Origin of the sequence: Haloferax sp. DFSO60, assembly GCF_046557615.1 — an archaeon.
Classification (GTDB): Archaea; Halobacteriota; Halobacteria; order Halobacteriales; family Haloferacaceae; genus Haloferax.
Genome location: NZ_JBKIII010000002.1, coordinates 594,691 through 619,119, shown reverse-complemented (window position 1 = coordinate 619,119; position 24,429 = coordinate 594,691). Strand labels below are relative to the sequence as shown.

33 protein-coding genes are annotated in these 24,429 nt (G+C 61.0%); 28 read left to right on the top strand and 5 right to left on the bottom strand.

What is annotated here, in order from left to right; translation table 11 throughout:
* Nucleotide 1: 1 nt before the first annotated feature.
* From rplX to ACK509_RS12550, 19 genes are all read left to right on the top strand, one after another.
* On the top strand, nucleotides 2–355 hold the full coding sequence (gene rplX, locus ACK509_RS12640; protein WP_410766899.1) for a 50S ribosomal protein L24: 354 nt from the start codon (nucleotides 2–4) through the stop codon (nucleotides 353–355).
* The gene (locus ACK509_RS12635; protein WP_410766898.1) at nucleotides 355–1,056 is read left to right on the top strand and encodes a 30S ribosomal protein S4e; all 702 of its coding nucleotides are present in this window, start codon (nucleotides 355–357) and stop codon (nucleotides 1,054–1,056) included. The genes rplX and ACK509_RS12635 overlap by 1 nt, the downstream gene beginning before the upstream one ends.
* Nucleotides 1,053–1,571: a 50S ribosomal protein L5 gene (locus tag ACK509_RS12630; RefSeq protein ID WP_410766897.1), complete on the top strand. Its 519-nt coding sequence runs from the start codon at nucleotides 1,053–1,055 to the stop codon at nucleotides 1,569–1,571. The genes ACK509_RS12635 and ACK509_RS12630 overlap by 4 nt, the downstream gene beginning before the upstream one ends.
* Nucleotides 1,568–1,744: a 30S ribosomal protein S14 gene (locus ACK509_RS12625; RefSeq protein WP_410766896.1), complete on the top strand. Its 177-nt coding sequence runs from the start codon at nucleotides 1,568–1,570 to the stop codon at nucleotides 1,742–1,744. Before ACK509_RS12630 ends, ACK509_RS12625 begins: the two co-directional genes overlap by 4 nt.
* Before the next feature lie 3 nt (nucleotides 1,745–1,747).
* Nucleotides 1,748–2,140 carry a 30S ribosomal protein S8 gene (locus ACK509_RS12620; RefSeq protein WP_410766895.1) on the top strand — a complete coding sequence of 131 codons (393 nt, stop codon included), beginning with the start codon at nucleotides 1,748–1,750 and terminating at the stop codon, nucleotides 2,138–2,140.
* Nucleotides 2,141–2,144: 4 nt separating this feature from the next.
* A complete protein-coding gene (locus ACK509_RS12615) occupies nucleotides 2,145–2,681 on the top strand; it encodes a 50S ribosomal protein L6 (RefSeq protein ID WP_410766894.1) in 537 nt (178 codons plus the stop codon).
* The gene (locus ACK509_RS12610; RefSeq protein WP_410766893.1) at nucleotides 2,681–3,391 is read left to right on the top strand and encodes a 50S ribosomal protein L32e; all 711 of its coding nucleotides are present in this window, start codon (nucleotides 2,681–2,683) and stop codon (nucleotides 3,389–3,391) included. The genes ACK509_RS12615 and ACK509_RS12610 overlap by 1 nt, the downstream gene beginning before the upstream one ends.
* Nucleotides 3,391–3,846 (top strand): 50S ribosomal protein L19e, encoded by a 456-nt coding sequence (locus ACK509_RS12605; RefSeq protein ID WP_410766892.1) that lies wholly within the window; start codon nucleotides 3,391–3,393, stop codon nucleotides 3,844–3,846. Before ACK509_RS12610 ends, ACK509_RS12605 begins: the two co-directional genes overlap by 1 nt.
* Nucleotides 3,846–4,400 carry a 50S ribosomal protein L18 gene (locus tag ACK509_RS12600; RefSeq protein ID WP_410766891.1) on the top strand — a complete coding sequence of 185 codons (555 nt, stop codon included), beginning with the start codon at nucleotides 3,846–3,848 and terminating at the stop codon, nucleotides 4,398–4,400. The genes ACK509_RS12605 and ACK509_RS12600 overlap by 1 nt, the downstream gene beginning before the upstream one ends.
* Entirely contained in the window at nucleotides 4,397–5,041 is a 645-nt protein-coding gene (locus tag ACK509_RS12595) for a 30S ribosomal protein S5 (RefSeq protein WP_410766890.1), read from the top strand. Before ACK509_RS12600 ends, ACK509_RS12595 begins: the two co-directional genes overlap by 4 nt.
* Nucleotides 5,041–5,505 (top strand): 50S ribosomal protein L30, encoded by a 465-nt coding sequence (locus ACK509_RS12590; RefSeq protein ID WP_410766889.1) that lies wholly within the window; start codon nucleotides 5,041–5,043, stop codon nucleotides 5,503–5,505. Before ACK509_RS12595 ends, ACK509_RS12590 begins: the two co-directional genes overlap by 1 nt.
* The gene (locus tag ACK509_RS12585) at nucleotides 5,502–5,999 is read left to right on the top strand and encodes an uL15m family ribosomal protein (RefSeq protein WP_410766888.1); all 498 of its coding nucleotides are present in this window, start codon (nucleotides 5,502–5,504) and stop codon (nucleotides 5,997–5,999) included. Before ACK509_RS12590 ends, ACK509_RS12585 begins: the two co-directional genes overlap by 4 nt.
* A gap of 3 nt (nucleotides 6,000–6,002) precedes the next feature.
* Nucleotides 6,003–7,469, top strand: a complete 1,467-nt coding sequence (secY, locus tag ACK509_RS12580) for a preprotein translocase subunit SecY (protein WP_410766887.1) — start codon at nucleotides 6,003–6,005, stop codon at nucleotides 7,467–7,469.
* A 125-nt stretch (nucleotides 7,470–7,594) separates the two neighbouring features.
* Entirely contained in the window at nucleotides 7,595–8,578 is a 984-nt protein-coding gene (locus ACK509_RS12575) for a VOC family protein (protein WP_410766886.1), read from the top strand.
* 73 nt (nucleotides 8,579–8,651) lie between these two features.
* A complete protein-coding gene (locus tag ACK509_RS12570) occupies nucleotides 8,652–9,365 on the top strand; it encodes a hypothetical protein (protein WP_410766885.1) in 714 nt (237 codons plus the stop codon).
* A gap of 74 nt (nucleotides 9,366–9,439) precedes the next feature.
* Nucleotides 9,440–9,793, top strand: a complete 354-nt coding sequence (locus ACK509_RS12565; RefSeq protein ID WP_410766884.1) for a hypothetical protein — start codon at nucleotides 9,440–9,442, stop codon at nucleotides 9,791–9,793.
* Complete coding sequence (locus tag ACK509_RS12560) at nucleotides 9,790–10,731, top strand: alpha/beta hydrolase (RefSeq protein WP_410766883.1); 942 nt, start codon at nucleotides 9,790–9,792, stop codon at nucleotides 10,729–10,731. Before ACK509_RS12565 ends, ACK509_RS12560 begins: the two co-directional genes overlap by 4 nt.
* A 60-nt stretch (nucleotides 10,732–10,791) precedes the next feature.
* Nucleotides 10,792–12,030: a TIGR00300 family protein gene (locus ACK509_RS12555; RefSeq protein ID WP_410766882.1), complete on the top strand. Its 1,239-nt coding sequence runs from the start codon at nucleotides 10,792–10,794 to the stop codon at nucleotides 12,028–12,030.
* A gap of 70 nt (nucleotides 12,031–12,100) precedes the next feature.
* Nucleotides 12,101–12,814, top strand: coding sequence for a hypothetical protein (locus ACK509_RS12550; protein ID WP_410766881.1), 714 nt, complete (start codon nucleotides 12,101–12,103; stop codon nucleotides 12,812–12,814).
* Between the two features lie 3 nt (nucleotides 12,815–12,817).
* On the opposite strand, the gene ACK509_RS12545 is transcribed toward ACK509_RS12550, so the two are convergent.
* Nucleotides 12,818–13,219: a universal stress protein gene (locus tag ACK509_RS12545; RefSeq protein ID WP_410766880.1), complete on the bottom strand. Its 402-nt coding sequence runs from the start codon at nucleotides 13,217–13,219 to the stop codon at nucleotides 12,818–12,820.
* Nucleotides 13,220–13,356: 137 nt separating this feature from the next.
* On the opposite strand from ACK509_RS12545, the gene ACK509_RS12540 reads away from it, so the two are divergent.
* The 4 genes from ACK509_RS12540 (at nucleotide 13,357) to ACK509_RS12525 (ending at nucleotide 17,236) form a co-directional block, all read left to right on the top strand.
* On the top strand, nucleotides 13,357–14,373 hold the full coding sequence (locus ACK509_RS12540; protein ID WP_410766879.1) for a PGF-CTERM sorting domain-containing protein: 1,017 nt from the start codon (nucleotides 13,357–13,359) through the stop codon (nucleotides 14,371–14,373).
* Complete coding sequence (locus tag ACK509_RS12535) at nucleotides 14,370–14,684, top strand: hypothetical protein (protein WP_410766878.1); 315 nt, start codon at nucleotides 14,370–14,372, stop codon at nucleotides 14,682–14,684. The genes ACK509_RS12540 and ACK509_RS12535 overlap by 4 nt, the downstream gene beginning before the upstream one ends.
* 62 nt (nucleotides 14,685–14,746) lie before the next feature.
* Nucleotides 14,747–16,069, top strand: coding sequence for a phosphoribosylamine--glycine ligase (locus ACK509_RS12530; protein WP_410766877.1), 1,323 nt, complete (start codon nucleotides 14,747–14,749; stop codon nucleotides 16,067–16,069).
* 81 nt (nucleotides 16,070–16,150) lie between these two features.
* Nucleotides 16,151–17,236 carry a sodium:phosphate symporter gene (locus ACK509_RS12525; protein WP_410766876.1) on the top strand — a complete coding sequence of 362 codons (1,086 nt, stop codon included), beginning with the start codon at nucleotides 16,151–16,153 and terminating at the stop codon, nucleotides 17,234–17,236.
* A 15-nt stretch (nucleotides 17,237–17,251) separates the two neighbouring features.
* Here the strand turns inward: ACK509_RS12525 and ACK509_RS12520 are convergent, their stop codons facing one another.
* Together ACK509_RS12520 and ACK509_RS12515 are read right to left on the bottom strand one after the other, a co-directional pair.
* A complete protein-coding gene (locus ACK509_RS12520) occupies nucleotides 17,252–18,073 on the bottom strand; it encodes a ZIP family metal transporter (protein ID WP_410766875.1) in 822 nt (273 codons plus the stop codon).
* A gap of 87 nt (nucleotides 18,074–18,160) precedes the next feature.
* Nucleotides 18,161–18,853, bottom strand: coding sequence for an SDR family NAD(P)-dependent oxidoreductase (locus ACK509_RS12515; protein ID WP_410766874.1), 693 nt, complete (start codon nucleotides 18,851–18,853; stop codon nucleotides 18,161–18,163).
* A 93-nt stretch (nucleotides 18,854–18,946) separates the two neighbouring features.
* On the opposite strand from ACK509_RS12515, the gene ACK509_RS12510 reads away from it, so the two are divergent.
* The 3 genes from ACK509_RS12510 to cruF are packed head-to-tail and all read left to right on the top strand — an operon-like array spanning nucleotide 18,947 to nucleotide 22,186.
* A complete protein-coding gene (locus tag ACK509_RS12510) occupies nucleotides 18,947–20,449 on the top strand; it encodes a phytoene desaturase family protein (protein WP_410766873.1) in 1,503 nt (500 codons plus the stop codon).
* Nucleotides 20,446–21,321 carry a prenyltransferase gene (locus ACK509_RS12505; RefSeq protein WP_410766872.1) on the top strand — a complete coding sequence of 292 codons (876 nt, stop codon included), beginning with the start codon at nucleotides 20,446–20,448 and terminating at the stop codon, nucleotides 21,319–21,321. Before ACK509_RS12510 ends, ACK509_RS12505 begins: the two co-directional genes overlap by 4 nt.
* Nucleotides 21,314–22,186, top strand: a complete 873-nt coding sequence (cruF, locus tag ACK509_RS12500) for a bisanhydrobacterioruberin hydratase (RefSeq protein ID WP_410766871.1) — start codon at nucleotides 21,314–21,316, stop codon at nucleotides 22,184–22,186. Before ACK509_RS12505 ends, cruF begins: the two co-directional genes overlap by 8 nt.
* A gap of 35 nt (nucleotides 22,187–22,221) precedes the next feature.
* Here the strand turns inward: cruF and ACK509_RS12495 are convergent, their stop codons facing one another.
* Both ACK509_RS12495 and ACK509_RS12490 read right to left on the bottom strand, forming a co-directional pair.
* Nucleotides 22,222–23,241 (bottom strand): phytoene/squalene synthase family protein, encoded by a 1,020-nt coding sequence (locus tag ACK509_RS12495; RefSeq protein ID WP_410766870.1) that lies wholly within the window; start codon nucleotides 23,239–23,241, stop codon nucleotides 22,222–22,224.
* 166 nt (nucleotides 23,242–23,407) lie between these two features.
* Entirely contained in the window at nucleotides 23,408–23,560 is a 153-nt protein-coding gene (locus ACK509_RS12490; RefSeq protein WP_410766869.1) for an HVO_2523 family zinc finger protein, read from the bottom strand.
* A gap of 202 nt (nucleotides 23,561–23,762) precedes the next feature.
* On the opposite strand from ACK509_RS12490, the gene ACK509_RS12485 reads away from it, so the two are divergent.
* Entirely contained in the window at nucleotides 23,763–24,038 is a 276-nt protein-coding gene (locus ACK509_RS12485; RefSeq protein WP_410766868.1) for an ArsR/SmtB family transcription factor, read from the top strand.
* 4 nt (nucleotides 24,039–24,042) lie between these two features.
* Entirely contained in the window at nucleotides 24,043–24,339 is a 297-nt protein-coding gene (locus ACK509_RS12480; protein ID WP_410766867.1) for a hypothetical protein, read from the top strand.
* The last annotated feature ends 90 nt before the right edge of the window (nucleotides 24,340–24,429 follow it).

Genomic DNA, 24,429 nt, shown 5'->3' with positions numbered 1-24,429 from the left:
AATGACTCGACAACCACGCAAACAGCGAAACAAGACTCGCGACGCACCGCTCCACGAGCGGCACAAGCAGGTCCGCGCAACGCTGTCCGACGACCTCCGTGAGGAGTACGGACAGCGCAACGTCCGCGTCAACGCGGGCGACACCGTGGAGGTTCTCCGCGGTGACTTCGCCGGAGAAGAAGGCGAAGTTACCGAGGTTGACCTTACGGACGCCGTCATCTACGTTGAAGGCGTTACCGTTGCCAAGGCCGACGGTGAAGAGGTCCAACGACCCCTTCAGGCCAGCAACGTTCGCGTGACCGAGCTGGACCTCGAGGACGACGTCCGCGAGGCCCGACTTGAGGAGGATAACTAATGACTCGACACCAGAAACGACTGTCCGTACCGAAATCCTGGCCGGTCGAGCGCAAGGAAGGCACGTTCACGGTCAAAGCCGGTGCCGGACCGCACGGCGAAGCGGGGGTTCCCCTGCTCATCGTCCTGCGCGACGTTCTCGGCTACGTGGACTCCAAGAAGGAAGCGCAGTACGCGCTCAACCAACAGAGCGTCCTCGTGAACGGTGACGTCGTCTCCGACGTCCGCCGTCCCATCGGGATGTTCGACATCCTGGCGTTCACCGAGCGTGAAGACTACTACCGTGTCTTCCCCGACGAAGGTGGCCGCCTCGCGCTCACCCCCGTCGATGCTGATTCGGCATCCAGCCGGCTCGGGAAGATCGTCCGCAAAAACCAGGTCAAAGGTGGCAAGTTCCAACTGACCCTGCACGATGGCTCGACGCTCGTCATCGACGACGCCTCGGAGTACAACAACAAGGACTCCATCGTCATCGACAACGAGACGAAAGACATCGTCGCTCACTTCTCCTACGAAGAGGGCGCACTCGTGACGGCTATCGCCGGCTCCCACGCTGGCGAAATCGGAGAGGTCTCCGAAATCATCGTCACCGCAGGCAGCGGAAACAACTCGGTCGTCGTCGACACGGAAGACGGCGGCTTCGAGACCATCGAACCCTACGTGGTCACCATCGACGAGAAGTTCGCAGGTGATGACGAATGAGCGAGAGTGAAGTCCACGAGATGCGCCAAGCGCGTATCGAGAAGGTCGTCGTCCACATGGGCGTCGGCGAAGGTGGTCGCACGCTCGCCAAAGCCGAGGACATCCTCGAAGAAGTCACGGGCCAGCAGAGTGTCCGTACGGTCTCTGGCCGTGCTTCGCAGGACTTCGGCGTCCGCCGCGGCGAACCCGTCGGCGCAAAGGTCACGCTCCGCGGTGAGAACGCAGTTTCGTTCCTTGAGACTGCACTCCCCATCGCAGACCTCTCCACGTCGTCGTTCGACGACACGGGGAACTTCGGATTCGGTGTCGACGAACACACCGCATTCCCAAGTCAGGAGTACGACCCACAGATCGGTATCTTCGGGATGGACGTGACGGTTAACCTCGTCCGACCCGGCTACCGTGTGAAAAAGCGCGACAAGCGCGCTCGTCAGATTCCGGCTGCACACCGCATGACCGTTGACGACGCCGTTGCGTTCCTCGAATCCACGTTCGACGTGGAGGTCACAGAATGAGCGACAGCGAAACCGAACAGACGGGCGAGCACGCAACCCAGCGCACCGGCCAGGAGAACGAGTGCCGACGCTGCGGTCGGAAACAGGGACTTGTCGGCAAGTACGACATCAACCTGTGCCGCCAGTGCTTCCGAGAGATTGCCCGTGAAATGGGATTCAAGAAGTACCGATAATTCATGGCTGACAACGACCCACTCAGTAACGCACTCTCCGGCGTGGACAACGCCGAGAGTGTCGGACACCTGTCCCACGAGATCCAGCCCGCTTCGAACATCATCGGCTCCGTCCTCGAAGTCTTCTACGACCGAGGATACATCGACGGCTTCGAGTTCGTCGATGACGGCAAGGCCGGTCTGTTCGAAGTCGAACTGAAAGGCGCTATCAACGAATGTGGCGCAGTCAAGCCCCGCTACTCTGCGGGTGCCGACGACTTCGAGAAATGGGAGAAGCGATTCCTCCCTGCCCGTGACTACGGCGCTCTCATCGTCACGACGAGCCACGGCGTCATGAGCCACTACGAGGCCCGCGAAGAGGGCATCGGTGGTCAGATCATCGCCTACGTCTACTAGAACAATGAGCCGAATAGAAATCCAAATCCCGGACGACGTATCCGCCGAGGTCTCGAACCTCGAACTCACCGTCGAGGGTTCCAACGGAAGCGTCACCAAGCGCCTCTGGTACCCCAACGTCTCGGTTTCCGTCGAGGACGGTTCCGTGGTCATCGAGAGCGATGTCGAGAACGCGAAAACGAACGCGACCATCGGCACCTTCGAGAGCCACGTGAACAACATGCTCTACGGCGTTACCGACGGCTGGGAGTACAAGATGGAAGTTCACTATGCTCACTTCCCGATGCAAGTGAACCTCGAAGGTGACGATGTCGTCATCAAGAACTTCCTCGGTGAGCGCTCTCCCCGACGGACTCCCGTCCGCGGAGACACCGACGTACAGATCGACGGCGAAGAACTGACCCTCTCTGGCCCCTCGAAAGAGGACGTTGGTCAGACCGCCGCTGACATCGAACAACTCACGCGCGTCAAGGACAAGGACACTCGCGTGTTCACCGACGGCGTGTACATCACGCAGAAGCCAACGACTGGTGATGCCTAATGTCTGAAGAAATCACTGAACTCGAAGACATCAGCGGTGTCGGCCCATCGAAGGCCGATTCGCTCCGCGATGCTGGCTTCGAATCCGTCGAAGACGTCAAGGCCGCAAGCCAGTCCGAACTGGCCGAAGTCGATGGCATCGGCAACGCGCTCGCTGCGCGTATCAAGGCAGACGTCGGCGGCCTCGAAGTCTCCGAAGAGACGGAGGCAGAGGTCGAAGACGAAGCCGAAGAAGCCGAAGCCGAAGAAGCCGAAGCAGAAGACGTCGAAACCGAGCTTCAGGCCCGCGGTCACGCGGACAAGAAGCCCGAGCTCGACGCCGACACTGCCAAAGCACTGACGCAGAAACTGCGCGAGGGTAAGCCGCAGTTCAACCGTCAGGACTACCACAAGAAGATTCGCACGCCCACCTCGTGGCGTCGCCCCCGTGGTGGTCTCTCGAAGCAGCGTATCGGCATCAAGGGCAAAGGCCCGAAAGTCGAAGCAGGCTACCGCACGCCGAAGGCGGCACGCGGTCTGCACCCGTCCGGCTTCGAGGAAGTCCGCGTCCACAACGTGGACGACCTCGAAGGCGTCGACGGCGACGTTCAGGCTGTACGCATCGCATCGAAGGTCGGCGCTCGCAAGCGCGAGCAGATCGAAGACGAGTGTGAGGACCGCGAGATTCGCGTCCTCAACCCCACCTACGTCGAAGTTGAGGTGGACAACTGATGACGGACCTGAAAGCACAAAAGCGAATGGCTGCTGACGTCCTCGACGTTGGCAAGGGTCGTGTTTGGTTCGACCCCGACGCACAGGCCGACATCGCGGAGGCCATCACGCGCGACGACATCCGTGAACTCGTTGACGACGGTGTCATCGCCGCCAAGGACGCAAAGGGTAACTCCAAAGGCCGCGCCCGCAAGCGCGCTGCCAAGCGTTCCTACGGTCACCGCAAGGGTGCTGGCTCCCGCAAGGGTCGCTCCGGCGCTCGACAGAACAAGAAAGACGCATGGGTCAGCCGAATCCGCGCCCAACGCCGTCGCCTGAAGGAACTTCGTGACGAAGGTACGCTCGACCGTACCCAGTACCGCGAAGTCTACAACAAGGCGTCCGGTGGCGAATTCGACAGCGTGGACCGGCTCGAAGCATACATCCAGAACAACTACCAGGTGGAGATTCAATAATGGCGACCGGACCACGATACAAGGTGCCGATGCGTCGTCGCCGCGAAGTCCGAACTGACTACCATCAAAGGTTGCGCCTGCTGAAATCGGGTAAGCCCCGCCTCGTTGCTCGCGTGAGCAACAAGCACATCAGGGCGCAGCTGGTCACGCCGGGCCCACAAGGCGACGAAACGCACGCTGCATCGACCTCTGCCGACCTCGCTGAGTACGGCTGGGAAGCCCCAACGGGCAACCTCCCAAGCGCGTACCTCACGGGGTACCTGGCAGGCAAACGGGCACTGGCCGCCGGTATCGAGGAAGCAGTCCTCGACATCGGCCTGAACACGGCCTCGCCCGGTAACAAGGTCTTCGCAGTGCAAGAAGGTGCAATCGACGCTGGCCTCGAAATCCCCCACAGTGAAGCTGTACTCGCAGATTGGGACCGCAACCGCGGTGTCCACATCGCAGAGTACGCAGAGCAGCTCGACGAGCCGCTCTACAGTGGAGACTTCGATGCCACGAACCTTCCCGACCACTTCGACGAAGTGCTCGGGAAACTTCAGGAGGACGAATGAGCAGAAACAACAACGGCTGGGAGCCGCGAACGCGGCTCGGCCGCATGGTGCAGAACGGCGACGTCACGTCGATGGACCAGGCGCTCGAATCCGGGCTTCCCCTCAAGGAACCCCAGATCGTCGACCAACTCCTCCCCGGACTGGAGGACGAAGTACTCGACATCAACATGGTTCAGCGCATGACCGACTCTGGCCGCCGGGTGAAGTTCCGGTGTGTCTGTGCTGTCGGTAACCGTGACGGCTACCTCGGCTACGCTGAAGCCCGCGACGACCAAGTCGGCGGCGCAATCCAGAAAGCCATCGAGGTGGCGAAACTGAACATCATCAAGGTAGACCGCGGCTCTGGGTCGTGGGAAGACCGCGCAGGCGGTGTCAACTCCCTCTCGCGCAAAGCAGAAGGGAAGGCTGGCTCCGTGACGGTCAAAATCATCCCCGCCCCGCAGGGTCTCGGCCTTGCGGCAGCAGAGACGGTCCGTAACATCCTCGAACTCGCAGGCGTCCAAGACGCTTGGACCAAGAGTGACGGGAACACCCGGACGACGGTCAACCTCGCCAAGGCAACGTACAACGCGCTGAAGAACGCTTCGCAGTCTCGGACGCCGCGCCGCGCGCGCGAAATCCGACGAGAGGTGAACGAATAATGCAAGCCATCGTCCAACTTCGCGGTGAAGTCAACATGGCACAGGACGTTCGAGACACGCTCTCGATGCTCAACATCAACCGTGTCAACCACGCGACGTTCGTTCCCGAGAACGACGCCTACCGTGGCATGATCACGAAGGTCAACGACTACGTGGCACACGGTACGCCGAGCCTCGAAGTCGTCGAGACGCTCATCAGCACGCGTGCAGAGCCCGAACAGGGCTCGGCCACGATTGACGATGAGTGGGTCTCCGAGAACACCGACTACGACGACGTTGCCGCGCTCGCGCAGGCAGTCGTCGACGAGGAGACGACCCTCCGCGAACAGGGCGTCTCTCCCGTGCTCCGTCTGCACCCGCCACGTGGCGGTCACCGCGGACAGAAGCACGTCACCAAGGAAGGTGGCCAGCTCGGTAAGCACGAGACCGACCAGATTGACGAACTCCTGGAGGCAATGCGATGACGTCGAAGAAACGACGACAGCGTGGCTCGCGCACCCACGGCGGTGGCACTCACAAGAACCGGCGTGGTGCCGGTCACCGTGGTGGCCGCGGCCGTGCCGGACGCGACAAACACGAGTTCCACAACTACGAACCCCTCGGCAAACACGGCTTCACGCGCCCCGACGTCCTTCAGGACGAGGTCGCCGAAGTCAAAGTCCAGAAGCTCGACGAGGACGCCGCACTCCTCGCTGCTGACGGAGATGCTGAGAAGGACGGCGACGCCTACACCATCGACGCTCGCGACGTGGCAGAAGACGGCCACGACGTCGACGTCGTGAAGGTACTCGGTGGCGGACAGGTCCGCAACGAACTTCACGTCGTTGCAGACGCGTTCACCGCAGGCGCCGTCGAACGTATCGAATCGGCTGGTGGCAGCGTCGAACTTACTGAGCGCGCTCAGGAAGCAGAGGCAGCCGCCGAAGAAGCCGAAGACGACCAGGAAGACGAGGAATAACTCATGGGATGGAAGGACGCCGCTGAACCTGTGCTGACGCGGATGCCCGCAGTTGCGCGACCGGAGGGACACGTACCGTTCCGCCGGAAGCTCACCTGGACGGGTGGCATCCTCGTCTTGTACTTCTTCCTGACGAACGTGACGCTGTTCGGCCTCGATGCCGGTTCCGCGAACGACCTGTTCGGTCAGTTCCGGTCCATCTTGGCAGGCCAGCAGGGGTCGGTACTCCAACTGGGTATCGGTCCCATCGTCACGGCGAGCATCGTCCTGCAACTCTTGGGCGGTGCTGACCTGCTCGGGCTCGACACGAACGACCCGCGTGACCAGATCCTCTACCAGGGTCTCCAGAAACTGCTCGTCGTGGTCATGATTGTCCTGACGGGCCTCCCGATGGTGTTCGCTGGCGGATTCCTGCCGGCAGATACGCAGGTCGCCCAGTCGCTGGGTATCGGCGTCGGTGGCGTGAAAACGCTCATCTTCGCCCAAATCGCCGTCGGTGGTGTCCTCATCCTGTTCATGGACGAGATTGTCAGCAAGTGGGGCGTCGGCTCCGGTGTTGGTCTGTTCATCATCGCCGGTGTCAGCCAACAGCTCGTCGGTGGGCTGTTCAGCTGGCAGGGACTCGGCGGTGCGTCGGGCTTCTTCCCGACGTGGCTCGGCATCATCACTGGTGCGGTCCAACTGCCATCGTCGCCGACTGATCTCGCATCGACGCTGGTCCTCGGTCAGGGCCAGTTGCTCGCGCTGCTCACCACGGTGCTCATCTTCGGCATCGTCGTGTACGCCGAGAGTGTCCGCGTCGAGATTCCCCTCTCGCACGCTCGTGTGAAGGGTGCTCGCGGACGCTTCCCGGTGAAGCTCATCTATGCGAGCGTTCTGCCGATGATCCTCGTCCGCGCCCTGCAAGCGAACATCCAGTTCCTCGGGCGCATCCTCGACAGCCAGTGGGCGGGTATGCCCGCATGGCTCGGCCAGTACACGCAGGGTACCGTCACCGGTGGCCTGTTCTACTACCTCGCGCCGATTCAGTCGCGTGCCGACTGGATGTGGTTCCTCGGGCTCACCTCGGCCGACCCGTTGGACATCATGATTCGCGTCGCCATCGACCTCATCTTCATGATCGTTGGCGGTGCAATCTTCGCAGTGTTCTGGGTCGAAACCTCGGGAATGGGTCCCGACGCAACCGCACGGCAGATTCAGAACTCCGGGATGCAGATTCCCGGGTTCCGCCGTAACCCGCAGGTCATCGAGAAGGTCATGGAGCGGTACATCCCGCAAGTGACCGTCATCGGTGGCGCACTCGTCGGGCTGCTCGCCGTCATGGCGAACATGCTCGGCACCATCGGAGCCGTCTCCGGGACGGGGCTGCTCCTTACGGTCTCCATCACGTACAAACTGTACGAGGAGATCGCTGAGGAACAGCTCATGGAGATGCACCCGATGATGCGCAACATGTTCGGTTCGGAATAACCGACACCTGCCTTCTTTCATTTCTCGCACTCGGTGAGAGGCATCACTCTACGAGCCGCCTCACCATTCCCGGTAACACCCACGTCAGCGGATACTCAAGTCCTTCCAGTCCCTACATCCGCCCAATGACGACACCCACACCGGGCATTCACCACGTGACCTGCATCGCCAGCGACCCGCAGGAGAACCTCGACTTCTGGGTCGAAACGCTCGGTCTCCGATTGGTCAAGCGCTCCATCAATCAGGACGACCCGAGTACCTACCACTTCTTCTTCGCCGATGCGGAGGGGAACCCCGGCACGAGCATGACGTTCTTCCCGTGGGAGAACATGTCCAGCGGGAAGGTCGGCACGGGACAGGTCTCCCGCACGGGATTCCGCGTCCCCGAAGGCAGTCTCGGCTACTGGGAAGACCGATTCGACGAATATGGTGTCGAGTACGGCGACCGAATCGAGCGATTCGGCGAGACAGTCCTGCCCTTCGAAGACCCTGACGGCCTGCCAGTCGAGTTGGTCGAAGTCGATATTCCCGACGACGACCCGACGGTACCGTGGACCGAGTTCGTCCCCGAAGAGTACGCCATTCGTGGGTTCCACGGGGTGACCTTGTGGCTGGCCGACCCGCACCGCACGAAAGAACTCCTCGAAACGATGGGCTTCGAAGAAGTCGGCACCGAACAGACCGAAGGTGACGTTCCCGGCGACGAACGAACTCGGTTTGCGGCCGCTGGAACGGTCGGCAAGTACGTCGATATCGTCCCGACAATCGAGAGCGGGCGACAGGGCCACGGCACGGTCCACCACGTCGCCTTCCAGACGCCGACCGACGAAGACCAGTCTGCGATGCGGAGTGCGGTCATGTCGAAGGGCCTGCGTCCGACCCAGCAAATCAACCGTCACTGGTTCCGGTCGGTCTACTTCCGCGAATTTGGTGGGGTGCTGTTCGAACTGGCGACGAAAGACCCCGGCTACGACAGCGACGAGCCCATGGACGACCTCGGTGGGCGGCTCGTCCTTCCCGGCAAGTTCGAAGGCCAACGCGAGCAAATCGAAGCGGGGTTGACGGACGTGACGATTCCACGAGCTGAGTCGGCAGAAGCGGACGACTAAACCTCGCACGACTCGCCGAGTTCTCGGCGACGTATCCGTCCACTTTTTGAGGTGCCACGCGCACGCCCGGAGTATGAACACGGGACGACTCGCGCTGGATATCGAAACCGCCAGCCCTCACGGCCCGCCGCGCGACTTTCAGAACACAGAAAAATTCGAACTAGTCGCCGTCGGCCTCGGCTACTGCACGGACGCGAGCGACGTCGAAGTGACGGTGTGTCGCCGACAGGGCGATTGGAGCGTCGAGTACACCGCAGACCTCCTCCGTGAGGTCGTCGAGTGGTGCGACGCGCGCGACGGCCCGCTTCTCACCTACAACGGGACACACTTCGACGAACATCACCTTCGAGCGTGGGCAGACGACGTTGCCGACGCGGGTGTGTGGGAAGACGCACCCGCTCGCGTCGATGACCTCTTCTCGTCTCATATCGACCTCGGCCCACTCGCCGCGACAGCGTTCCCCCACACGGTCAATCCCGGCCGCGACATCCCTGCGCTGTGGAAAGCTTGCGACGAAGCGGGAATCGACCAACCGAGCGTCTGGTACGACGACTACGACCTTTCTGTGGACTACCTCGAAAATTTGGGAATCGACGACTCGGCGGTCAAAGGCGCACACATCGGGAAGGCGCTCGGCGAAGCCTACGTCGAGGGTGTCGCTGCTGGAATCGACGGGACACAAACCTACGACGAACTCGTGCGGTTGCTCGTAGACTACACGTCGGGGGATATCGCTCCGCTGTTCGAGTTACACGACGCACTGGAGCGAGCGACGCCAGAGCAGTAACTGAGTTCTCTGTACTCTCATCGGTGACGTGTCGCGCGGTAAACGTTTAGCCAACGGGTGCCGTATCATTTCGCATGAACGACCTCAAACCGAAAGCCGCGGTGGAGGAGGAACTCCGTGGCAACGGTATCAGCGTCGAGTCGGTGTCGCTCGGCGAATCGGTGTCCATCGTCTATCTCACCTCGTTTCCCGACATACACGCCGACCACGGCGAAATCGGCCGCGCCGTCAAGGCATTTCTCGAACTCTCGCAGGGAGAGTGGGAACCGACGACCGTTGAGGCGACGGTACTCCGTAGCGACGACGACGTGCAGGCGATGTGGGAACTCAAAGAAGCGTGGGTTCACGGCTACAACGAGTACCGACTGGACGACTACGAGCTGACCGACCTCGTACTCGACACCCTCGTCGAGGAGGACGCACCGTGAGCGCGTGGCGTCACCGAGGGCCGGTCACCCGCGAACGCGGGCCTCGACGCCCCTCCCACTTCGATTACTCACGGGTGACGCTCACCTTCGACAGCGAGGGAGTAGCGTGTACTGGATGGCTCTACCGTCCGGACGACGTGGAATCACCACCAGTACTCGTCTTGGCTGGTGAGCTCGCCGCCGAGCGTCGGTTTGGTCTGCGGCGGTACGCAGAGCGCCTCGCAGAAGCCGGGTTCGCGGTCTTCCTCTTCGACTACCGAAATACCGGCGACTCCTCGGGCGACCCGCGCAACCTCGTTGACCCCGACTCACAGGTCGCAGACTGGCACGCGGCCATCGACGGCATCCGCGAGCAGGCAGAAATTGACACTTCACAGGTCGTCTTGATGGGCATCGGTCTCTCCGGAGGCTACGCACTTCGTACCGCCGCCGAAGACGGAAACGTCGCGGCCGTCGTCGCCCAGCATCCGATGCTCGATGGGAGCGCAGTGTTCGCTGGCCGTGGCCCGAAAGGAACGCTCTCGGCGCTCGTCGCGGGCGTCCGAGACAAACTCCAGTCCCGAGTACTCGGCCCGTATCGTGTCCCCGTCGTTGGGGATGGAACGACCATTTCGGTCTTCGAAGACCCGGGCGTCCGGGCCTCGTTCCGCCAACTCGTTCCGCCGGGGAGTACGTGGAAAGACGAGACACCGGCGCGAATCTTCCTCTCGCTGTTCCGGTATAGCGCTGTCTCGGACCCCGAGGAGATTCACTGCCCGACGCTGCTCATTTCGGGCACCCGTGACGACGTTGCGCCCGCGGACGGCATCGCTGACCTCGCCGACGACCTCCCCGATTCGACCCTCGTCGAACTGCCAGTCGGCCACTTTACGCACTACGACCGTGGCTTCGAACAGACGTTCGGCCACCTCGTGACGTTCCTGCGGGCCAACTTGTAGTTTCGAATTCGAGTCGCCGCGTCCGTAACCCACTTGACCCCCTCGGTCAATTTTCCGTCAATGACGAAGACGCGCACCGTCGAACTCGAAGGCCACATCATCGACTCGGGGATGATGCAGCAGGCCATGGGTATCGTGATGGACCTCGGTGGGAACTTCGACATCGAAGAGTTCGATGTTGGCCGACAGAAAGACAAGACTTCCTACTGCCGGATGGCGGTTCACGCCGACGACGACCGGGAGTTGCAGGAAATTCTCCACGAACTGCACCAAATCGGTGCGAACCTCACCGACCCGGTAGACGCACACGTCGAACCCTCGCCCGCCGACCAGGTCGTCCCGCTTGGCTTCTATTCGACGACCAACCACCCGACTGAAGTTCGATACGACGGTGAGTGGCTCCCGGTCGAAGATATCGAGATGGACTGCGCAATCGTCGTCGAGCCGGGTGACGACGACGAGCCAGCCCGCGCCTACACGAAAGTCCTCAACGGCATCGAAGAAGGCGACCTCGTCGTGACCGACGAAGCAGGTATCCGCGTCAAGCCCCCGGAACGCCCCCGCGACGCATCTGGCCCATTCGGGTTCATGCAAGGCGGTGTCTCCTCTGAACGCCCATCTGACTCACTCATCGAGCAGGTCGCAGACGCGATTCACGAGACGAAAGACGAAGACGGTAACGTCCTCGTCGTCGCTGGCCCGGCACTCATCCACTCCGGCGGCGGCGACGCACTCGCCGACCTCATCCGTGAGGGCTACGTGGACATGATTTCGGCAGGCAACGGCTTTGCCACCCACGACATCGAACGCGGTCTCTACGGAACTTCGCTCGGCATGGACATGGAGACGATGGAACACCCCCGAAAAGGCCACAAACACCACATCTACACCATCAGTGAGGTCATCCGCGCGGGCGGTATCGCCGAGGCCGTCGAGGACGGACTCATCAAAGAAGGCGTGATGTACGAGTGTGTGAAAAACGACGTACCGTACGTCCTCGCGGGGTCGATTCGTGACGACGGCCCACTTCCAGACACCATCACCGACACCATCGAAGCCCAGAACGCCATTCGCGAGCAGGCACACGAGGCCGACATGGTCCTCATGCTCTCGACGCTCTTGCACTCTGTCGCCGTCGGTAACTGTCTGCCCTCGACTGCGAAGACGGTCTGTGTCGATATCAACCCCGCAACGGTGACGCAACTGCTCGACCGTGGGTCGTCGCAGGCGATTGGGATGGTCACCGACATTGGTACCTTCGTCCCGACGCTCGCCGAGAAAGTCCTCGACGGCGAGTAAACAGCGACGAAATTCTATTTTGCCTGCCAGTTCGCGATGGGATTATCTAATCGAGTCCCGATGAGCGCGTATGAACCGACTGTGGAGCATACTCGCCGTGTCGCTACTCGTCCTCCTCGCAGGGTGTGGCGGTGGCGTCGGTGGTGGACAAGACCAATCGGCCGCGACGACCGCGGTCGATGGGACAGCAACCGAAACAGCAACTGACGCTGACGGTGGCTCGCAAGAGGCGATGAGTACGACCGAGTTCGATTTCAATCAGTCGTGGGAAACCCAGTACCGTGCGGGCCAGTACTACCGCTACGAAATCACGAGTCCGAACATCGAAGAGACAGCGACCTACGAGTGGGAAGTCATCGAGGCGAACGAGACCTCGGTCACGATTCGAACGACCGTCGTCACGTCCAACCAGACGACCGAACAGACGGTGACGGCCTCGCGAGACGAGTTGTACTCGGAACTGTCGGGGACGCCCTCCGGGTCGATTGCGACGCTCGGGTTCGACTCACCGTACTACACGAGTGTCGAGGGTGAGACGCTCGAAGTCGGCGACACGTGGGAACTGTCGAGTCCGAATGGGAACGTGTCGGTGACTGTCGACGAAATCAACACGTATGCCGACCTTCGGTGTGCGAACTTCGTCGTCACGATGAACGATAGTCTGTTCTGGGAGAGTTGTGTGACGCCAGAAAGTCCGCTTCCGGGTTACGTCGCGTTCTACGACGAGGACACGACCGAACCCGCATTCGAGATGACGCTCGTCGAATACCGCCGCGGAAACTAAGCCCTACACTTTTTCGAGCGGAACGACGGCCATCGGGACGTTCGAGTTCAAGAGGATATCCTGTGCGGTACTCCCGAAGACGATTTTCGAGGTGGGATTGCGCTTGCGGATACCGATGACGAGTTCGTCGGCATCGACCTCTTTGACGTAGTCGAGAACGTCTGTCGCCGGTTCGTTCCCGCGAATCAACTGGTGTGTCTCGACGGTTACGAGGTCACCGAGTCGTGAGGCGACCACGTTGAGCGCGTCGTCACCGTCGCGAACGTCGTCGCTGTTGGTTTCGTCTCCGCCGAAATGAGAGTTCACAGCGTGAACAACGTCCCCGTCCTTGATACGTCGAGTGAGGTAATCACAGAGCTTTGCGCTGTTGGTGACCGAGTTGGTTGCGACGACGTACGTTGCCATGCCACACATCCTCAGCCAATGAATAAAAATGCAACTCTACAGCCACGGTGTTCGAGTTCGACTCGAGAACTGTCTACCACTCTCGTCGCTCACTAGTCAGACACAAAACATATACATTATCCACAAATTTTCAATCTATGGATAGGAATGCCCTCCTCGCGGGTGGTGCGATTGGCATCGTTGCCATCGCCCTCGTCACCGCCCTCGTCGTCCCCGGCGTCCTCGCAGACCCGACAGACGACGGCCCGGTTCGACCGGGGCGAATCTCCGTCTCTGAAGTCTCTATCGCCGCCGGAGAGGCGACCGGAGAGACCGCAACACTGGATATCGAGACACGAATCGACCACGCCGGAAATCCGACCCACAACGTGACCGTCCTCGTCCGCGCCATCGACGCGGAGTCGGGACTTCGAACCACCACAGAGCGTGTCTCGGTCGGCAATCTCACCAGAGATGGTGAGGTATCCGCCGGGGCGAACCTCACCGTTCCGCGTGAAGGTGGCTACGACATCGACGTGATTCTCTACCGAAACACCGAGCGCGTCGATACGACACAACAGCGTATCCGCGGCGTCGAGGCAATCAAGCCGCCATATCTCCGGACGAACACGGAGTTCACCGAGAGCGAAGCCCTGCCACCCGTCTCGTTCTCGATTATCGAGGCTGACGACGAGCAGACGACGCTGGACGTGGGTGCGACGCTCACGAACACTGGCGACACGCCGACCGACGACCTGAGCGTTCGATTTGTGCTTCGACAGGCCGAGTCGAACATCGTGGCGTCGCAGACGACGGTCGATGTCGGCGAGGTCCGACCCGGCCGAACAGCGACGGTTGACGCACCCGTCACCGTCCCGAACGACTACAACTACTACATCGACGCGGTGCTGGTGCGCGATGGCGTCGTCATCGACACCGCCCGCGGCGCGGCAAACCTGAACCCAACGAGGACGATTAGCGTGAACGAGACGACAGAAGAAGTGGAACTAGAAGTGAGCGATTTCGAAAACAACGGACAGACGGACGGTGACGATGACTACCAGAACGAAGAAGCCAGCAGTAGAACCGGCACGGCCGCACCCGGCTTTGGCCCAGTCGTCGCGCTCGTGGCACTCTGTATGAGTGTCCTCGCCATTCGGAGGTGGAACCAATGAGCGACGAAGCCACGACGAACACTGGCTCACAGCCCACGAAGCGCCAGCACGCACCAGACCCCGATGCCGACATCGACGACGACAACCGCGCGTTTGCGAACCGTCTTCGTCGCTATCTCGACTACGCGGTCCTCGCAGGCCTGTTACTGCTCGCGCTCATCGCAGTGTTGCAGTTCTACCTGAACGCCAGCCAGACGATTTCGACGTGGGTCACGCCCGAGTACCGCGCGCCCTTCCAGGCCGTTTTCAACCTCGTGATACTCCTCGTCTCGGGTCTCGGCATCTCGATTCAACTTCGGCGACTGACCTGAACACACTGCGAGAGTCAATCAGTCAGCGTACATTTTTCACGCTCCCCTGAGAGTAACAGTCTATGAATTACCTCTTCGTCTCGATAGACGGACTCATCGGCGATATCGCGTGGCGCGTTCGCAACGAAGGCCACGAGGTGCGCTACTGCATCGAGAACGAAGACGAAGCCGAAATCGCTGACGGCTTCGTCGAGAAAGTCTACGACTGGCAGGAACACACAGAGTGGGCCGACACCATCGTCTTCGACGACATCTTCGGCTACGGCACCCACGCCGAGCGACTCCGCGAAGAAGGGAAGGCAGTCGTCGGCGGAACCGCCTACACCGATCGTCTCGAAGACGACCGAAACTTCGGCCAGCGTGAGTTGAAGAAAGCCGGAATCGACGTGCTTCCGCACGCGGAGTTCACCGACTTCGACGAGGCCGTCGAGTGGGTTCGACAGAACCCCGACGCCTACGTCATCAAACCCAGCGGAAACGTTCAGAACGTCAAGCGCCTCGTCTTCGTCGGCGAGGAAGACGATGGCTCCGACGTGGTTCGCATCCTCAAATCCTACAAGCGTTCGTGGGGCAACAAAATCGAGCGATTCGAGATTCAGCGCCGCGCCGACGGCGTCGAAGTCGCGGTAGGCGCGTTCTTCAACGGCGAACAGTTCGTCACACCCATCTGCATCAACTTCGAGCACAAGCGCCTGTTCCCCGGCAACGTCGGCCCGTCCACGGGTGAGATGGGAACCAGTATGACGTGGATTGGAAAGAACGACATCTATCGCCGAACGCTCGAACCCCTCGAATCGAAACTCGCCGAAGAGGGCTACGTCGGCTACATGGACCTCAACTGTATCGTCAACGCCGAGGGCGTCTATCCGCTGGAGTTCACCCCACGATTCGGTTATCCGACGATTTTCCTCATGGAAGAGGCGATGAAGACGCCGATTTCGAAGGTATTCGCGGATATCTCGCGCGGACGCGACCCGGGAATCGAGGTTCACTCGGGCTTCCAAGTCGGCGTTCGCGTCTGCCTGCCGCCTTTCCCCTTTACCGACCCGCAGACCTTCTCGGAGTTCGCCTCGAACGCGCCAATCGGATTCGAGTCCAAACCGCCGCGTGAATGGACCGAACGTCACCTCCTCGAAAACGCATCCGAAGGTATCCACATCGAGGACGTAAAATGCGTCTCCGACCAGTGGCGGGTCGCCGGAACCTCGGGCGTCGTCATGCTCGTCGCCGGAATGGGCGAGACGATGGCCGACGCGCGGACACAGGCGTACGAACGCATCGACGACATCCTGCTTCCCAACATGTACTACCGCGACGACATCGGCGAGCGTTGGATAAACGGCGAGGGCGACAGACTCCACTCGTGGGGGTACTTCCGAGGCTGACTGCCGAACGAGAACGCCGTCCTATAATTTTCTGTGAATTTTACAACAAGTTCCTTGACCTCCACGTCGTAACGGGAGGGTATGCAGGCAACGTCCCACCACGCACGTGTTCGTGCGGTCGTCCGACCGCTCGGTGCGATTATCGTTGGTGTCGTCGCCTTTCTCCTCTCGATTCGCTTGCTGAGCGGGGCGTCTGCGGCGCTCGTCCCCGCGTTCACTCCCATCTTGAATCGAGTCATCATGGGACCGTTGTCCGCACTCGGCTCGAGTTGGTTGGCGACCTATCCGGTACTCAACGGCACGGCCATCGCCGCGCTCGCCATGGTCTTGTTCACCGACGCGCTGGTGACGCCACTCGAACTATTTCTCATGATTTGTGGGTCGCGGTTCGGGTCGGTGACAATCGTCCTCCTCGTCGGGTCAGTCGAGTACATTCGTCGGACTGATGTTTCACTTCGAGACGCGATGTGGTTCGGCGTCCTTTCGTTTCTCGTCACGTGGACCATCTATATCCCGGTGACCGTACTCGGCTACGCCGCCCTTGGCCCCCTCATTCCCCGTCTCTCTGCGGTGGCTTCTCGATTCACCATCCGATTCGCCGCACTCGATTCGCTCGAACCAATCATCCGAAGCCTCGTCGAAACGGTCGGCCCACTCGGGGCCGGTGTACTCGCACTCGGACTCCTCTTGGGGAGTCTTCGACTGTTCGACTCGGCGTTCAACGCCATCGATGGTGACCGGATTCGTGAGTCGCTCACACGGCACGAGAGAGACCACTGGTTCTTGTTCGTCCTCGGGTTCGCGGTGACGGCACTGAGTACGAGTGTCGCGTTCTCACTCGGTGTTATCGTTCCGCTCTCGGTCCGTGGCTACGTCGACAGAGACGATTTGCTCCCGTACATCCTCGGGGCGAACGTTGGGACGCTCATCGACACTGTTGCCATCGCGGTGGTTCTCGACGAACCGGTTGGGCTTGCAGTCGTCCTCTTTACTGCCGGACTCGCCACGCTGATTTCGGTGGTGTTCGTCGCCATGTACCCGTGGTACGAGACCACAGTCGAACGTCTCTTCGAGATGGCGGTCAAGACCCGTCGGCATTTTATCGTCTTTCTCGGCCTCTTGGTCGCACTGCCGGTACTCCTCCTCGTCGTCGAGCGAATTCTCTGAGAAAATCGAATGTATTCAGCCGAGTGCGAGCCACGCCGCAAAGACGACGAATCCGCCGACGAGCGTACTCGCCGCGGCGTGGAAACGAAGTCGGTCGAGGATGCCGTGGGCGTGTTCGTCTTCCACAGAGAGCATGTCGTGAATCTCGCTGCCGATTTCACACCGTGGCAGGAAGTCCATCGCCACGTGGAGGAAGACACCCGATGCGAAGCCGAAGACGAGACCTCGAACGGCACCTGAAGCAGGGACCGAAATCGCACTGGAGATGATGGCGGCGATACCGAGACCCGCCGCAGGGAGCAACAACGGCGCGACTGGGCGATTGTTCGCTGTGAGTCGGCGGGCGGCGGCGTAGCCAGCAGGACCCTTGTGTGAGACGATTGCGAGGCCGAGACCGACGCCAACGTCGATGTTCCCGTAGATGAGACCGATAATCGCCCCTGCGGAGATGGCGTGGGCGGCTAGTTCTGTCACCGTCCGGTCGATTGGGAGGTCCATGTGTGCAAATCGGTGTCCCACAGTGTGAGACCCGAACCCAGCGAGGATACCGAAGGCAATCCCAAAGCCGCCGTACTGTGGGTGGTGACCGAGTGCCTGCGGGACGAGAAAGACGGCGGCACTCGTCACCATCGCACCGCTTGCGAGCCCGTAGCTCCAGACGAGTCCCTCTGCGTGGTCGCCACGGGAGCGAACCCCGAGGGGGGCGGCGAGCGCCATCGCAGCAAACGCGGCCCACGAGACGACGAGCAGTTTCCATGCCTCCGTGGTCAGCGCGTACGCAGACAGCGCGAGGAGAACGACGACGCTGCCGACGCCGATGGCTGTTGACCGATTCATGTTATGAACAATCTTGTTGTCGTTAATAAGTTACCCGATTCGAGTTCTCTCGTAGCTCGACAGGCGATTCTGTGGCTCGAATCGAACTTACCGAGTCGCTTGCTTCCACGCTTTCAGGTCGATGACGTCGCCATCGAGGGCGTCGGCGTCGGCTTCGACGCCAGCCCACACGAACATCGGTGCAACGTCGTCTGGGTCGCGGCCGTTGCCGCCGGTGAGTTCTGTCGCAACGAGGCCGGGGTCGACGATCCCCACTGGCTGGTCGAGTTCGACCGCAAACTGTCGAACGACCGCTTCGGCGGCGGCTTTCGAGACGGCGTACGCGCCCATTCCGGGTTTCGCGTCGCGGGCGATTCCGCCCGAGGGGACGAGAATTCGGCTGTCGTCGGCCATGTGTGGAAGGGCTTCCTTGATGGCGGTAAAGACACCCCGAACGTTGGTTCGAAGCGAGTCGTCGAAGGCCGCATAGGAGTCGTCGGCCAGCGGCATCTCCCCGGGCGACCCGTGGATGACGGCCGCGTTGGCGACGAGTACGTCTATCGGGCCACCGAGACGGGCGGCCGTCTCCATCAGGCGCTCCATGTCGAACTCGTCGCGCACGTCGGAGCGCAGGCAATGGGCAGTCCCGCCTGCGGCTTCGATATCTTCGAGAACCGCGTCGAGGGCGTCTGTATCGCGTGCGCAGGCGACGACAGTCGCTCCTTCTGCGCCGAATGCGCGGGCGACTGCGGCCCCGATACCGGAACTCGCGCCCGTAACCACGACGGTGGTGTCGTCCATACGCGCCATTGGGAGTGGCCGTGCTAAAGCTATACTACTCGGAACCCCGCTTTGGTCAGTCGATTTATGTGAACGTCGTTCTTACACTCTTGCATGAATTCTGTCTCGGACCTTGACTCTCTGTCAGGCGAATCGGTCGTCGTCATCGGCGGTGGGTTTGGCGGCCTCTCGACGGCCTGTTATCTCGCCGATGCGGGTGCCGACGTCACCGTCTTGGAGAAAAACGAGCAACTCGGTGGCCGTGCCAGCACCCTCGAACGCGACGGCTTCAAGTTCGACATGGGTCCGTCGTGGTACCTCATGCCCGACGTGTTCGAGCAGTTCTTCGAGTACTTCGGGAGGTCTCCGGACGACTACTACGGGCTGACGCGACTCGACCCACACTATCGCATCTTCTTCAAAGACGGCGACCAGGTGGATATGGTCCCCGACCTCGACAAAAACAGAGAGGTGTTCGAGTCCTACGAACCCGGTGCGGCCGACAAGTTCGACGACTACCTCCGAAAGTCCAAGCGCAACTACGAGATTGGCATGGAGCATTTCGTCTACACCGACCGGCCAAATCTGCGCGACTACATCGACCTCGACGTACTCAGATACTCGTGGGGCCTGTCGCTCATCGGGTCGATGCAGGACCACGTCGAGAACTACTTCGACCACCCCAAACTCCAGCAAATCATGCAGTACACGCTGGTGTTCCTCGGCGGCGCACCGGACAACACCCCGGCGCTCTACAACCTCATGAGTCACGTCGATTTCAACATGGGCGTGTACTACCCCGACGGCGGACTCGCTGGCGTCGTCGAAGCGATAGTCGAACTCGGCGAAGAGTTGGGCGTCGAATACCACACCGACTCACCAGTGACGAACATTTCGGGGCTCCGCGGTGGCTTCGCTGTCCGAACCGAAGACGGCCGCGAGTTCCTCTGTGACCAGGTCGTGAGCGACGCCGACTACGCCCACACCGAGCAGGAACTCCTCCCCGAGCGCAAACGCCAGTACAGCGAGGACTATTGGGAATCGCGTACGTACGCGCCCTCGGCGTACCTCCTCTATCTCGGCGTCGAAGGCGACGTGGACGAACTCGCCCACCACACGCTCGTCCTCCCCACGGAGTGGGACGACCACTTCGAGACGATTTTCGACGACCCCGCGTGGCCAGAGGACCCCGCCTACTACCTGTGTGTTCCCTCGAAGACCGACGACAGTGTCGCCCCCGAAGGCCACAGCAACCTGTTCGTCCTCGTCCCTATCGCGGCAGGACTCGAAGACACGCCAGAACTCCGCGAGTCCTACCGTGACCTCGTACTCGCAGACATCGCGGAGAACACCGGCGTCGATTTACGAGACCGTATCGTCCTCGAAGAATCCTTCTGCGTGAACGACTTCGCCAGTCGCTACAACAGCACGCAAGGGACGGCGCTCGGCCTCGCCCACACGCTCACCCAAACCGCACTGCTCCGGCCCGGTCACGCCTCAAAGAAGGTCGATGGCCTCTACTTCACTGGGTCGTTCACGACTCCTGGAATCGGCGTGCCGATGTGCCTCATCAGCGGGCAACTCACGGCGGAGAAGATGGCTGAAGACGCGCGATGACGGAGACAGAGATGGCATCGACTTCGACCGGCGGCCTTCGTGACCGACTCGCCTACCTGTTGGTCCTCTCGCGTCCTCGATTCTGGCTCTACTTGGCCGGTCCCGTCATCGTCGGCGTCGTCACCGCCGCCACCTCGATTTCGGACCTCTTCTCGGTCGAAGCCATCGCACTCTTTGCGTACTTTCTCGTCCCGGCGAACGTCTTTCTCTACGGCGTCAACGACGTGTTCGACGTAGACGTAGACGAAGCCAATCCGAAGAAAGACGACCGGGAAGCGCGCTGGCGTGGTGACCCACTCAACCTCGCACTCGTCGTCGGAAGCGGCCTGCTCGGCCTCGGCCTCTTCGTACTCACGCCGCAACTCGCGTGGCCGTGGCTCGTCGCCCACTTCTTCCTCGCTATCGAGTACAGTGCCCCGCCGTTCCGATTCAAGACGACGCCGATTCTGGATTCGGTTTCGAACGGTCTCTACATCCTTCCGGGTGTGGCCGCCTACGCGACAATTGCAGGCGTGAATCCCCCTGCGCTCGCTATCGTCGGCGCGTGGCTCTGGACGATGGGGATGCACACCTTCTCGGCGATTCCCGACATCGAACCCGACCGAGACGCAGGGATTCAGACGACGGCGACGATGCTCGGTGAGCGCCGGACGTACTGGTACTGCGCGCTGGTGTGGGCGGGTGCCGCGCTCGCGTTTGCGACGGTTGATATCCGCCTTGGTGCCTTACTCGCGGCGTATCCGCTGGTCGTCCTTGGAATCGCTCGTTCGGACATCGACGTCTCGAACGCCTACTGGTGGTATCCCGCACTGAACACCGTCGTCGGCATGCTCATCACCTTCGGGGCACTCTGGAGCATCGTGTATGGTTGAGGGACTTCGACTTCCTCGAACGCGTCGAGCCGCCGAAGCGGCACTCGACCGACTCGTTCGAGAGAATCGCTTTACGATTTCCGTGTTCTTCCCGTTGAACGGTGCGGTCCTCCTCGTCGCGAGCGCGATGGGGTGGCTTCCGGACCCACTGGCGTTCAACGCGTTTCTCATCCTCCTCGGAACCGTCGTGATGCGCTCGCCGCTCATCGTCGGCGTTCTCCCACTGTTCACCCGCCGGGCCGTCGTCGGCGTCGGCGCACTGACCGCCTACGCCTACGTCATCGAGTACACCGGTATCACGACTGGCTGGCCCTACGGGTGGTTCTACTACGGCATCGACCTCGGGCCGACTGTCGCGGGCGTCCCCATCGGCTTGCCGGTGTTCTTCATCCCACTCGTGATGAACGCCTACCTGCTGTGTCTCTTGTTGCTCGGAAGTCGCGCACAGAATACAGTGGTTCGACTCGTCGCCGTCATCCTCACCGTCTTGGCGATGGACGTCGTCCTCGACCCCGGTGCGGTCGCACTCGGCTTCTGGGAGTACTACAGACTCGGCGAAGGTGCTACCCTGTTCTACGGCGTTCCCCTGTCGAACTACGCCGGGTGGGTCGTGAGTGCGACGATTGCTGTTCTCGCACTCGACTGGGCGTTCGACCGGACGGCCTTACTCACGCGCCTCGATTCGACCGAGTTCATGCTCGACGACTTGGTGAGTTTCGTCATCCTCTGGGGCGGTATCAACGCGTGGTTCGGCAACTGGGTTCCCGTCGTCGTAGCCGGACTCTTCGGCATCGGACTTCTCAAAACAGACCGCTTCGACTCGCGTCTCCTCCGGATTCCACGGCGGTTCCCGTGGCAATCCTAGCGTTCCACGGACGACTTCTGTGGCAGCCCTGACGTTCAGTCCCAGCCCCACCGACTCAACGCACGACGCCAGCCAGCGAACCGACCACGACTCCGGATTCGTGCGGTGGGCGTCGAACCCGGTCCAGCCTCCGCGTCGAACTCTTCGTCTTCCGGATATGGGACGACACTCACGGCTTTGAACACCGCAACCGGGTCGCGCCACACGGCCCAGTAAGCCCCAGTTTTGAGGAGGAGGGCAACTTTCCGTGCGGAACTCAGTTCCGGCGTCGTCGAGAGCGTGTCGTAGCCGAGTTTGCGAATCGACCGATGGTGGTCGGCGTAGAGAATCGCCGAGAGCAACACCGGGAACTGGCAGTCCGCCGGGAGGTACTCGATACCGGCGACACCCTTGCGGTAGAGCGACTCCGTTCGGCGGAGTTCGTCCTGCATCACGTTCATCATCCGATAGTCGAATTCGAGGTCGAGTACCTCGTCGTGAGTGAGGTTGTAGCGCTGGAGCGTCGTCTCCGGGAGGTACACCCGGTCGCGCTCGATGACGTCCTCGCCCACGTCGCGGAGGAAGTTCGTCATCTGAAACGCCTGTCCGAGTGCCGTCGCGTGCGGGAGCGCACCTTCGGGGTCGGCCGGGCGCATCACACAGGTCATCATCCGCCCCACGGCGGATGCAGACCCGTCCATGTAGGCTTCGAGTTCCTCGTAGGTCGCATATTGCGCCTTTTCGATATCGGCCTCCATCGCGTCGATGAAGACGTTTACGTCGTCAGGGTCGATGCCGTAGCGCTCCCGAAGTTCGGCGAACGCCGACAAGACAGAGTCGTCCGACTCGACTTCACCCAGTGCTTCCGCACGGAGGCGTTCGAGTTGTTCTCGCTGTTCTTCTGGGGGTGCAGTCTCTGCTGCATCGACAACTTCGTCGGCAACCCGGAAGAACGCGTACAAGACGTACGTCGCGTGCCGAACACGCTGTGGGAGGAGGCGCGTCGCAAAGTAGAACGTCTTGCCAGTTTTCTGTTGGATTTCTTTTCCGGCTTCGACCTGTGATTCATCTACCATCGTTTCGTTACTGAGAGACCTGTCGGTCCAGCGCCGACAGTGTACTCGGATTCGTGTTCAGTTCTTGGGGTGCAATCGACATAACACTTCGTGCCGTCGTGAAATCAACCGGGAAACCCATAGCCAATGAGACTACGCTCACGCAGTGCTAACGTGTCAGACATTCTCACCAGAACGTGTCGCTACAGTCGTAGACGACGCCGTGTTCGGGACACACGTACTTGCAATGGCGATGGTCCATCGATGCACCACAGAAGGGACACGGACGGCCTTGTGTCACTTCGATTGTGCATGCGTCGCCATCGGCCTCGTCTTCCATACATGTCGTTCGTAGGACGCGATTGGCATATGGTTTACTGCCGTTCCCCACCGTCTGCTGCCGATTTTGCCGGATTCTACCCAGATTTGGAAGTGAAGTGGAACAACGCTCATACGCGACGAGGACTGAGATTCAGCGGATAGCGAGCAACGAACCCGTGGGAATATTACGCACCCCGACAAATCAGCAGCAAGAAGCGTCGATGGAAAAGGCCCTCTGGTATTTACTCACGGCAACACGGGGCGGGGCGAACCGCGTTCGCATCATCCGATGTCTCTCTGACCACCCGATGAACGCGAATCGACTCGCCGAAGAGCTTGACGTCGGCTACAAGACCGTCAGGCACCACCTCGACATGCTTGAATCACACGGCGTCATCGAAGGCGGCGACAACAAGTACGGGCGGTTGTACTTCCTGACCGACCAGTTCGAGTACAACCGAGAGACGTTCGAGAAAATCGCACAACAACTGGAGTAACACGATGGCAATGGGAACCCAAATCATGGCAGCAAGCGCCCTCTCGGGCGTGAATATCGTCTTTCTCGCCGCACTCTGTGTGGTGTGGATACGAAACTACCGCACCTTCCGGACCGCACTCGTCCTCGGTCTGCTCGCGTTCGCAGTGGTAATGCTCCTCGAAAACGCCTTCGCGCTCTACTTCTTCTTCACCATGCAGAGTTTCTACTCGGGTGACCCACACGTCCAGCAAGCCGTCCTCGTTCTCCGTGGCTTGCAACTCGTCGCGCTCGCTACGCTGACGTACGTGACACTTCGATAACGACGACGTCAATCACGTTCCGAGAACTGTCTCACCTTCTCACACCGAGTCGACGAGTGTTGACTGCCGAGTCGCTCGACGACCAATCGA